The 12,101-nt window shown below is 43.0% G+C and carries 8 protein-coding genes; 7 read left to right on the top strand and 1 reads right to left on the bottom strand.

All coding sequences use genetic code 11. The features are described from left to right. Positions 1-38 precede the first annotated feature (38 nt). From RYH73_RS25370 to RYH73_RS25360, 3 genes are all read left to right on the top strand, one after another. A complete protein-coding gene (locus RYH73_RS25370) occupies positions 39-3,179 on the top strand; it encodes a SusC/RagA family TonB-linked outer membrane protein (protein WP_335316233.1) in 3,141 nt (1,046 codons plus the stop codon). Between the two features lie 11 nt (positions 3,180-3,190). Continuing rightward, entirely contained in the window at positions 3,191-5,050 is a 1,860-nt protein-coding gene (locus tag RYH73_RS25365) for a RagB/SusD family nutrient uptake outer membrane protein (RefSeq protein WP_335316232.1), read from the top strand. 129 nt (positions 5,051-5,179) lie between these two features. Continuing rightward, on the top strand, positions 5,180-6,145 hold the full coding sequence (locus RYH73_RS25360; RefSeq protein ID WP_335316231.1) for a PmoA family protein: 966 nt from the start codon (positions 5,180-5,182) through the stop codon (positions 6,143-6,145). On the opposite strand, the gene RYH73_RS25355 is transcribed toward RYH73_RS25360, so the two are convergent. Continuing rightward, entirely contained in the window at positions 6,131-7,156 is a 1,026-nt protein-coding gene (locus tag RYH73_RS25355; RefSeq protein WP_335316230.1) for a LacI family DNA-binding transcriptional regulator, read from the bottom strand. The two genes, RYH73_RS25360 and RYH73_RS25355, sit on opposite strands and share 15 nt — an antisense overlap. Positions 7,157-7,404: 248 nt before the next feature. Here RYH73_RS25355 and RYH73_RS25350 point away from each other — a divergent pair, with 248 nt between their 5' ends. The 4 genes from RYH73_RS25350 to RYH73_RS25335 all read left to right on the top strand — a co-directional run bounded on the left by RYH73_RS25350 (position 7,405) and on the right by RYH73_RS25335 (position 12,061). Continuing rightward, the gene (locus tag RYH73_RS25350) at positions 7,405-8,244 is read left to right on the top strand and encodes a ThuA domain-containing protein (RefSeq protein ID WP_335316229.1); all 840 of its coding nucleotides are present in this window, start codon (positions 7,405-7,407) and stop codon (positions 8,242-8,244) included. A 109-nt stretch (positions 8,245-8,353) separates the two neighbouring features. After that, positions 8,354-9,769 (top strand): Gfo/Idh/MocA family protein, encoded by a 1,416-nt coding sequence (locus tag RYH73_RS25345; RefSeq protein WP_335316228.1) that lies wholly within the window; start codon positions 8,354-8,356, stop codon positions 9,767-9,769. Between the two features lie 31 nt (positions 9,770-9,800). After that, entirely contained in the window at positions 9,801-11,201 is a 1,401-nt protein-coding gene (locus RYH73_RS25340; RefSeq protein WP_335316227.1) for a putative oxidoreductase C-terminal domain-containing protein, read from the top strand. 8 nt (positions 11,202-11,209) lie between these two features. Next, on the top strand, positions 11,210-12,061 hold the full coding sequence (locus RYH73_RS25335; protein ID WP_335316226.1) for a sugar phosphate isomerase/epimerase family protein: 852 nt from the start codon (positions 11,210-11,212) through the stop codon (positions 12,059-12,061). Positions 12,062-12,101: the final 40 nt, after the last annotated feature.

Genomic DNA, 12,101 nt, shown 5'->3' with positions numbered 1-12,101 from the left:
AGAGCTCATTTGCTCTTTCAAAACCAGGAGGCTAACTTATGATAAGAACTTTTCTACGAAACGTTTTATGCACCTTTTATTTCTGTCGATGGCAGGCAGTGGTGTTGCTTGTATTTGTTCCTGCTTTTATGTATGCACAAGAAACCATTACAGTAAGAGGAACGGTTGTTTCCCAAGGAGATAATGTTCCTTTATCCGGTGTTGCAGTAAAAGAAAAAGGGACAACAAATGGTATTAGTACAAATGACAAGGGAAATTTTGAGCTTCGAAATGTAAGACCAAACGCAATCCTTACCTTTTCTTATGTCGGTTACGTGATGCAAGAGCGGACGGCGCAGGCACAACAAACCATTCGAGTGGAGTTAGCGACAGACATGGCTAACTTAGAAGAAGTGGTGGTTGTAGGGTATGGAACCACGCGAAAACGAGATCTAACCGGCGCGGTATCGCAAGTGCGCAGTGAAGTCGTTGAGAACGAAGCGCCGGCACAGTTGAGCGATATGTTGCGGGGTAATGTAGCAGGTTTGAATGTCGGATATAATCGTAGCGCAAAAGGCGGCGGGAGCTTGCAATTGAGAGGACGAAACTCATTGAATGCCAGTACCAGCCCATTGATTGTATTAGATGGCGCCATCTATTATGGTGCCTGGGAAGATATCAATCCCAACGATATTGAAACGGTTGATGTGTTGAAGGACGCAAGCGCTGCGGCCGTTTTTGGTGCCAAATCGGCCAGCGGAGTCATTCTCGTCACGACAAAAAAAGGAAAAGAAGGTAAGCCGCTCATAAACTATAATATGAACATTGGCCTGGCTACGATGGCGGTGAACCAACCGGTACATGATGCAGAGACCTTCGTTCCTTGGCGACAGGATGTGATGAAAAGCATTAACCGGAATGCACAGCCTTATCGTTTCGATGACCCACGTAATTTACCATCGAATATCAGTATTGAAGATTGGTTAGATTATGACGGTTCAACAGGGGATCCAGTAAGAGCCTGGTTACGTCGTCTAAACCTGCAGCCGGTGGAGATTGATAATTATTTGGCGGGCAAGTCGGTCGACTGGTACGATGTCGCTTTCCAAAACGGATTGAGACAAGATCACAATATTAGTGTATCCGGTAGAAACAAAGATATATCCTATTACCTAGGCGCAGGCTATATGAACAACGAAGGAATTATTACCGGAGACGGATTCAAAACCCTGCGAACCCGTGCGAATATAGAGGCTAACATTACCAATTTCCTGCAAGTTGGTATGAATACCCAATTTATTTCGCGGAATGAAAGTGCTATTGGTTACGCTTGGGGGAATATTGTCAATTTGTCGCCATGGGGAAGCCAATATGATGAAAATGGTGAATTGATCTGGCGGCCGAATGGAGAGCCAAATGGGGGAGTTAATCCGGGTTATGATGCCTCGCATCGGGATTTTCTAAAACGGATGACATCCTTAAATAGCACTATATTTGCTAAACTGGACCTGCCTTTTGGAATAACGCTTCGCACAAATTTTACCCCACAGCTAGAGATGTTGGAGGAATATAATCATCAGCAATCTAGCCATGAATCTTGGGCGGCTTTTGGAGGGAGAGCCACTAGAAGGCACCGACAAACTTATTACTGGCAACTGGATAATATTCTGACCTGGAAAAAGACATTGAATGATATCCACCGTTTTGACGCCACGTTTTTAGTGAACGCGGAGAAATTCCAACGCTGGGAAGACCGGATGCAAGCGGATAACTTTGATCCAAACGATGATTTGGGCTATCACGGCTTGCCCTCGGGGATCAATCCCATTTTAGACTATGGGCCAGACGGAACCGGAGATCAATATAGCACAGGAGATGCTTTGATGGCCAGATTGGTTTATTCTTTTAAAGACCGATATACCTTTACGGGGACTTTTCGCCGGGATGGTTATTCAGCATTCGGCCAACAGAACCCACGTGCCAACTTCGGCTCGGTTGCGGCAGCTTGGATCTTTACCGATGAACCTTTCTTTAAGAGCAATTGGTTCAATTATGGTAAGCTCAGGGCTTCATGGGGTAGTAACGGCAACCGAGACATCGGGCGATACGTGGCGCTTGCAGATTTGACCACTGGAAAATATCTACACGTGCAACCAGATGGTACGGTCGTACAGGTGAATCAGTTGTGGGTGAATCGTATGCGCAACCGTGAATTGCGCTGGGAGCGAACTGCATCATATAATTTAGGTTTGGATTTTGCCTTATTTAATAACCGTTTGGATGGAAGCATTGAGACTTATGTGTCCAATACGACCGACTTATTGGTACAAAGAAGATTACCTAATGTAACGGGCTTTGATCTTGTGATGAGCAACTTGGGAAGAGTGCGGAACCGTGGTGTTGAAGTGACGCTGAACTCAAATAATATGCAACGCGATAATTTTTCTTGGCGAACAACGGCGACCTTTCAGCTGAATCGTAACTCCATTCAAGAATTGTACGGTGATTTAGATGCTAACGGACAGGAATTGGATGATTTAGGGAATGGTTGGTTTATCGGACAGCCGACGGATGTGATCTGGGACTGGAAGGCCTTAGGTGTTTACCAGCTGGGTGAGGAAGAAGCTGCAGCACGCTATGGTTTGCAACCCGGCGATTATAAATTGGAGGATGTAAATGATGACGGGAGGTTTAATAATGACGACAAGCAGTTCGTGGGTTTCAGGGAACCACGTTTTCGATGGTCTTTGCGAAACGATTTTCAGATCTATAAAAACTTTACCTTTTCCTTTATGATGTATTCGCTTTGGGGACATTCCGAACCGTTTAATTGGTTGAAGAGTCGAAACGGTTTTCCCGACCGACAAAACTCCTATAAATTTCCGTATTGGACGCCCGATAATCCATCAAATGAATGGGCGCGAATTAGCTCGAGCGAGGGAAGTGCTTCTGGTTTCAATATTTACCGTAAACGCTCCTTCATACGACTGGACAACGTCTCGATAGCCTATAATTTGCCGAAAAGCATCATCAGTCGTTATAAAGTACAAAACCTACGCGTCTATTTTAATGTACGGAATGCGGCAATGTATGCCCCACAATGGGATTTTTGGGATCCGGAATGGAATGATTCGAATCCTGATGAGTATGCAGGGCCCACTCCTCGTTTTTTCACCTTTGGTTTGGATATCACCTTATAATACTGAATAGCATGAAACAGCTTTTAAAAAAAACTATATATATCGGATTAAGTGGCTTAATACTTTGTTCAACAAGCTGCAAGCGGGAATTTTTGGAACCCAAACCCTTATCTTTTTACACGCCAGAAGAAACGTTTTCGTCCGCCGATGGACTGTGGGCTACACTGGTAGCTTGCGAGCGGAATATGCGTATTGAAACCCATGGTGATGGTGCGCCCATTGTAACGGAAACCATCTATTCGGACATTGCAGTATCGGGTAGCACCGATAAGCCTGGACCGGCCATTGATCTGAACCTAGTTATCACACCTGATGGCAATTTGGATAACATTGAATTTGAAAACCGGATTGGTTGGTATTGGCGAGAAGGTTATCGGGCTATTCGCTATGCCAATACGGCGATTACCTATATTGATCTTCCACAGGATTATGCTTCGGAGGAGGAACGGAACCAATTACTAGGTTCAGCGTATTTTTATCGGGCCTACCGTTATTATCGGTTAACGCAGCAATTTGGCGATATTCCTTTGATACTCGAGGAACCACAGGGGCCTAAATTAGACTTTTATAGCACCAAACGGGAGGTGATCTTGCGAAAGATGAAGGAAGATCTGGAATTTGCCCAAGAATGGGTACCGGATGGAGGTGTTAAAGGAAGGGTGACGAAAGGAGCTGTGAGCCATCTGCTAACGAAGGTGAATCTTGCGCTGGGCTTGTTTGACGATGCAATACAGTCGGCCACCAATGTGATCAATGGTGGAACCTATGCTTTGATGACCGAACGTTTCGGTGCTTATGTAAACGATGCGACGCGAAACGTTATTTGGGATTTACATCGTCCCGAAAATAAATCTTTAGCTTCTAATAGAGAGGCTTTAATGTTGGTGATCGATCGTATCAATATTGATGGTAATGTTAGCGGGGGGACCCGGTCGATGCGGAATGCATTGCCGAATTGGGGCAATACAGGTAACGTGACACCAGCAGGTAATCGGGCGACATCTGATCAGCCGGGTGCTGAAATCGATCAGGTAACTGCCTATGGGCGAGGAATCGCCCGCGTGCGACCTGTCTGGCACACCCAGAAGGAGATTTGGACAGATGGTACCGATCTGCGTCATGCACCCGGCAATTGGATGGATATGGAGGATTTAGTCTATAACGCACCCTCACTCAAAGGAAAAGACCCCTATTATGGAAAGCCTTTGCAATATCGAAATGATCGGGGCACGATATTGACGAACGATACGATTAGGAATTGGTTCAGTTGGCCTCATTATAAGCTATATGTGGAAGATCCGCAACGTGTAACCCCCGATGGTGGAAATAGTGACTGGTATGTTTTTCGTTTAGCGGAAACGTACCTACTCCGTGCGGAAGCGTATTTCTGGAAAGGTGACCTGGCCAGTGCAGCGGCTGACATTAATGCAGTGCGGAACCGAGCACAGGCTACACCGATTACAGCGGCAGAAGTGAATATGGCAACTATATTAGATGAACGCACTCGTGAACTATATTATGAGGAACCCCGTAAATCGGAATTGACACGTATCGCCTACATTTTCGCATTGACAGGCAAAGTAGCCGAAAACGGTAAAACCTATAGTCTTGAAACTTTTTCACGAGATAATTATTTTTATGACCGCGTAATGGCCGTAAGCGATTTCTATAATAAGGGGGTAAGAACAAACTTTGGCGTGCCATATACCATGAGCCCTTATCATGTACTATGGCCAGTTCCGATTGGCGCCATTAACAGTAATACACAAGGTGTGATCAATCAGAATGAAGGCTATTCGGGTTTTGAGAATAATGTTCCGCCGTTAACGGAAATTATTGAAGACGGGCATGCACGGGCAGCGGCGGAATAATTTTGTGGTTAAAAATAAATTGCTAAATTATTTGAAAATTCTATGATGAAACCTGCATGAGCGGCAGCTCACAAAAGGGTTATGAATAGCTCATGTAGGCTTCATCAACACTTGTAACAAATTTATCGGATGAAAAAAACAAAACTGATCTTTTTTGGACTGTTAATGACGTATTTAATTCCCCAGGCCCAGGAAAAACAAGTGACAGAGGAAAATGGACTGCTTAAGTTGAGTGATCAACAAGGCCATTACCTGTTGGGCTACCAATATGAAACGAAATATCCGCCAGCGGGTGTCGATAGCGTCTTTGGCAAAAGCGGCTTTATCCATCCTTTAAACACCCTTTCAGGAAAAATGCTTACGCGCATCCAGCCGTCGGACCATTATCATCATTACGGCATCTGGAATCCGTGGACCCATATAGTGTATCAAGGGAAGTTGTACGATCTCTGGAATATAGGCGATCGGAAAGGACGTGTGGATCATGTAAAGTTTAACAAAAAGTGGGCAAAAGGGAATTCTATAGGGTTTAGTGCACGTCTTCATCATTTGATTTATCCTGAGCCTAATAAGGAAGTTAACATCCTGAATGAAGATTGGGAAGCAACAATTAGCCCTATCAATGACAAACGTTATTGTTTTGATTTAGTTTCTACCTTGAAACCTAAAAAAGACACGGTAACCATGCAAGCTTACCGTTATGCGGGATTGGGTTTCAGAGCCACGGACCAATGGACGGACAAAAATAGCAAAGTCCTAACCTCCACAGGAAAGAGCCGCATAGATGCAGATGGCTCGTTAGCGCGTTGGGCAATGGTTTCCGGGATAATAGACGGGGCAAATGCGGGTATTTTATTTTTGTCTCATCCAGACAATTTTAATCATCCAGAACCTATTCGTGTATGGCCGCCGGGGATGAACGGCGATGGAGATCTTTTTTTTAATTTCTCGCCGTCTAAGAATAAAGATTGGATATTGTTACCTGGCAAGCGGTATAAGCTTAAGTATAGGTTAATTGTGTTCGATGGCGAGCTTTCGGCTGATGAAGCAGACGCTTATTGGCAGACATATGTTGCCCAATCAAATAGGCTCTAGTTCTTTAAAATAATGTAATGTGCACGGCAATGAAATCAATTGGGGCTGATGGATGCTTTTTGGATTATGTACCATTTTGAGCAATAAGCTTCCAGCCTTGACGCCAATTTCGTAGGGTTGTTCCTTTAATGAGGCGAGCGGAGGGTGTTCAAAGTGGCTAAATAAAGGCAGCGCTCCATAACCAATCAGCTCGATGCTAGTATATTGATCAGAGAATTCTTTACGAAGACAGGTCATTACGTCTAACATCAGGTAATCTTTAAATAATAAGAGGGCTGTTGGAGGAGAAGACTGGTGTAGTAGGTTTCTGACCAATTGCGCAGTTTTTCCAGTAGTAAAGTCGCTTTCACCAATCAATGATTGGTCCAGCGCTATGTTTTCTTTTAGTAAACCATCCCGGTATCCTAGGAAGCGGTCACGGCTGGTAGAGAAATGAGACGGTCCGTTTATAAACCCTATGCGTTGATGTCCACGTGAAACAAAAAGACGAATAGCCTCGATGGCCGCATGATAGACATCGCTGCTGACACAGCTGTAAACTTCGTTAATGGGCTTTCGGGCAAAGAAAATAACAGGAATGCCAGCATGTTCTAGTTTGCGCAGGTGATCAATGTTATTGGTTTCTTTTGAGATAGCAATCAATAAACCATCAATACGATTACTTTGCATAGCAGATATAAGCTCCTTTTCACGTTGAAGACTTTCATTGTTTTGCCCTATTAACACGGTATATTTTGCTTCCGATGCGATCTTTTCAAACCCACTTACAGCATGTGTGTAAAAATGGTCCAGCAAAGTTGGTACAATAATTCCTAAGGTAAAGCTCTTCTGTTGTTTAAATTGAATGGCTGTTCTATTAGGACTGTAGTCGAGTTTCTTTGCTGTTGCGATTACACGCTCTTTGGTTGTAGCGCCAATACTTGGATGCCCATGCAATGCCTTTGATACGGTTGAGAAGGATACATTGAGTACCCTTGCGATGTCCTTTATAGTTGTAGCGCCCTTGACCATATAAAACAAATCTATGGTTCTCTTTTGGACCGTCTCGAGAAACCTTTTTCATAATTTAGCCCTATTGTCTCATTTTACGATATCGTTATCGTTAATTTTTAAGGCTATAAGCGATGAAAATAGGGTGGCTATCCTTATTATTGTATTTGTTGTGGTTATGGATAAGTATTTAGGGGACAACAAAATGACTCAATACCAATTATTTAAATTGTCAAAAATAAAAACCAAAAGAATAATAATCTATTGTGGTGAATAAAATTTTATGGTTAAAATACCTGTTCATGATCGTGGTGGTCCACGGCCATGCTGATGTTGTATATGGGCAGTCTATCTTATGGAAGAAAGTAAAAGTATTGGTATACACTAAAAATGGCGAAGGTTTTGTTCACGACAATATCGAAAATTCAAAAGCGGCCTTGCGAGCGATCGCTGCTTCGACCGGCTTTACGGTTGATTTTAGTGAAAATCCCAAGGACTTTACCGATGAAAAATTAAAACAATACGATGTGCTGGTATTTTCCAATACAAATAACGATGTTTTCGAGGACGACGATCAACGCTTAGCATTGATGCATTATATCCAAGCAGGAGGTGCTTTTGTCGGTATTCATTCAGCATCTGGAACAGAACGGCATTGGCCCTGGTTTAAGCAATTATTAGGTGGCACTTTCGATTGGCATGAGCCAGGGCAATCCTTTGATGTCTTGTTGATCGATGGCGATCATCCTTCTGTGTCGCATCTACCTTCAAGATGGAAAAGAGCCAAAGATGAATGCTATTATTTGAAAGAGATGGACGTGAATTTACAGGTAATCGCCGTGAATGATTTGACCACAATCGATAAGGTTCGCGAAAGACGTCCCATCACTTTCGGTGATAAATTTCCATCGGTATGGTGCCATGAGTTTGATGGAGGACGTGCTTGGTATACTTCTTTGGGGCATCAAAAAGAAGATTATGATGATCCTGATTTTAGAAAACATATTTTAGGAGGTATCCAATGGGCGCTTGGCGAGCAAAGGGGAAGAGATTATAGCAAAGCGAGCGCTAAACGTATTGATCGGATAATTAACCAATCGGCCAAATAGTTAGTGCTGCGATAGCATGGATTTTCGATGACCTACAATATGGATTTGTTGAATAGCGAGAAATCCGGATTGCAAAATGCAAATGTATAGATACTAAATATGATAAGATATGAACAAAAACCAATTAACCCGTCGTTCATTCATTAAAAAGTCGACCAAAGGTTCAGCCGTATTACTTGCAGCAACGGCCTTTCCAACGATTGTGCCTGCTTCTGTTTTCGGAAAAAATGCACCGAGTAATCGCATCCACATTGGTCAGATCGGATTTGGCCGTATTGGAATGACCCACGACCTGCCAGAAGTAATGAAACATGATTATGTTCATGTAGTGGCAGTTGCTGATTTTGACAGTAATCGTTTACAACAGGGCAAAAAGTGGATAGCGCAAAAACATATGGCTAAATTTGGAACATCAATCGACGTGAAGACTTATGGAGATTATAAAGATCTTATAGCAGCTAAAGACATCGATGCCGTTGTGATTAGCACACCCGATCATTGGCATGCACAACCTGCAATGGAAGCAGCATTGGCAGGAAAACATATTTATTTACAAAAACCAACGGCGCTGACTATTGCAGAAGGTAGAACGATGGCCGAGGCCGTGAAGAAATCAGGCGTGATCTTTCAGTTGGGAACACAACAACGTTCTATGAACCCTTGGCCTCAATTTAAACGAACCTGTGAATTAGTTAGAAACGGTCGTATCGGGGAACTTAAACGGATACAGATTGGTCTCCCGATCGATCCTGCAGGGGGGAATACCGCACAGATGCCGGTTCCTGCTAACTTGGATTATGACAAATGGTTAGGATCGACTCCTTCCGTGTATTATACGAAGGACCGTGTGCATTCACAGACAGAAATCGATGGTGAACGACCTGGTTGGTTGCGTTGTGAGCAGTTCTGCGCAGGTATGATTACCGGTTGGGGAGTCCATCACTTTGATATTGCGCACTGGGGGATGAATCAAGAGCTGGGAGGACCATTGGAAGTTGAAGGTAAAGCGGAATTTCCAACAAGTGGCTTGTGGGATGTGCATGGTAAATATGAGATTCACGCACTTTATCCGAATAACGTACAAGTGGAGGTGCGCGATACGTTTCCTAATGGCGTTCGTTTTGAAGGAACAGAAGGTTGGATTTTTGTTTCTCGTGGAAATGTTGGGGTTACGGCTACAGATCCTACCGCTTCTGCTGACGGTAAAGAAAATAAGGCCTTCTATGCGAGTGATAAAAAAATACTAACTTCGGAAATAGGGCCGAATGATGTGCATCTTTACGAAAGTCCTGAACAACATACCAATTGGCTGGAATGTATTAAAAACAAGAAAGAAACAATTAGCCCGGTGGAGGTTGCGCAACGTGTCGGCTCAGCTTGTATTGTTGCGCATACAGCGATGAAACTGGGAAAAAAATTAACCTGGGATGGCAAAACAGAACGTTTTGTAGGTGATGAGGAAGCGAACGCAACGCTGGCCCGGCCACAACGTTTTCCTTATGGGACGAATTATGTGAAGGGCTGAATAAATTAAAAAGTAAAAAATAAAAATTCAAATGTTTAAAAAACAATTTATGAAGGCTGCCGGATTGCTGCTACTCGGAGGAGTAGCAGTAGCCTGTAATAATCAGTCGAATAAGGAAAAGCAAGAAGACAGCGAATCGGCCATCCGTCTGATTACCTTAGATCCGGGGCACTTTCATGCGGCATTGGTGCAAAAGTCGATGTACCCTGATGTCGATAGTGTCGTACATGTATACGCACCAACGGATGGTAAAGATTTAAAGGCGCATTTGGCGTTAGTTGACGGTTATAACAAACGGGCAGATGATCCGACCCATTGGAAAGAAGAAGTGTATACAGGAGCCGATTATCTGCAAAAAATGATCGCTGACAAAAAAGGTAATGTAGTCGTGCTTGCGGGGAACAATCAAAAGAAGATCGATTACATTACGCAATCTATTGACGCTGGTTTAAACGTGTTAGCAGATAAGCCGATGGCTATCGATGTTACGGGTTTCGAAAAACTGGAAAAGGCATTTGCTTCCGCGAAAGAAAAGAATGTACTGCTGTACGATATTATGACCGAACGATTTGAGATTACCGCTACTTTGCAAAAAGAATTTTCTCAAATCCCTGCTTTATTTGGCGAGCTTCAAAAGGGTACTGCCGAAGAGCCGGCAATAACTAAAGAAAGCGTGCATCATTTTTTTAAGAATGTATCGGGTAAACCGCTCATTCGTCCTACCTGGTTCTTTGACGTGAATCAACAAGGCGAAGGCATTGTTGATGTTACGACGCACCTCGTTGATTTAGTGCAGTGGGAAGGGTTTCCGGAACAGGTAATCGACTATAAAAAAGATATCAAGCTTTTGTCCGCCAAACGTTGGCCTACTTGGTTGAGTGCCGCACAATTTAAGAAAGCGACAGAAGAAGAGTTTCCAACAACGTTAAAGGATCATGTGAATGAAAAAGGTGAATTGGGCGTGTTTGCTAACGGTGAGATCAATTACACGATTAAAGATGTGCATGCAAAAGTTGTTGTGAAATGGAATTTTGAGCCACCTGTGGGAACCGGTGATACGCATTATTCGATCATGCGGGGATCAAAAGCCAATTTGATCATTAAACAGGGCAAAGAAGAAAATTACAAACCTGTTCTCTACCTGGAAGCTGCAGAAGGAAAACAAGCGGATTTCGAAAAAATAGTGCAAGAAGCTGTTGCCCAAATTGCAAAGAAATATGCCGGTATTGCTGCTGAAAAACTAAAGGACGGCTATTACAGAATTAATATACCCGAAGTATTGAAAACGGTTCATGAAGAGCATTTCGGACAGGTAACCAGTAATTACCTCCTTTATTTGAAGGAAGGTAAACTGCCTGATTGGGAAGTGCCCAATATGATTGCTAAATATTATGTAACAACCAAAGCTTTGGAGCTGGCTAAGAAAAAATAAGTTTAACGATGAATACACGAAGAAGTTTTTTAAAGAAAAGTATAATAGGAGCGGTCAGTGCAACCTTAATCGATAGCACTTATAATAGCAGCCAGGCTCAACCATTAACCGACAGGAGCGCAAAGGACGAACCTTTCAAGCTCGGAATTGCCGGTTATAGCTTTGTCAATTTTAATCTAGATCAATCGTTGGAAATGATGAAAAAAGTAGATGTACATTATTTGTGCATTAAGGATTTTCATTTACCATATGACAGCACAGCCGAGCAAATTGCAGCCTTTCATGCGAAGCTGAAAAGCTTCGATGTTACCGGTTATGCCGTAGGGCCTATTTATATGAAAACGAAGGAAGAGATTGATAAAGGCTTTGACTATGCCAAACGAGTTGGTGTAGATCTGATCATTGGAATTCCCAATCACGAAGATTTAGCCTATGTTGCTGAAAAAACAAAGGCATATAATATTCGCTACGCAATACATAATCATGGACCTGAAGATAAACTTTATCCTAATGTGTCGGTTATTTATGAATTGATAAAGGATTTGGATCCACGATTGGGTGTTTGCTTTGATATGGGACACAATAAACGTGATGGACGTGATTCAGTTGCCGATTTGCAAAAGTACAGCAAAAGAATCTTCGACATGCACCTAAAAAATGTAACGGCGGCGGCGAAAGATGGAACAACTTGTGAGCTTGGCCGCGGTGTGATTGACATCCCTGCTTATGTAAAAATGCTGCGTAAAGTAAACTACACAGGATCTTGTAGTTTAGAATATGAAAAAGATATGAAAGACCCGCTTGCCGGTATTGCTGAATCTGTTGGCTATTTTCGGGGTGTTTGTGATGGCACTAAATAGTTGTCAGTTCAACACACGTCGTTCATCCGTTAGTTTTCCT

Source organism: Olivibacter sp. CPCC 100613, from assembly GCF_036959255.1.
Classification (GTDB): Bacteria; Bacteroidota; Bacteroidia; order Sphingobacteriales; family Sphingobacteriaceae; genus Olivibacter.
This window is presented reverse-complemented; position numbering and strand designations above follow the sequence as displayed.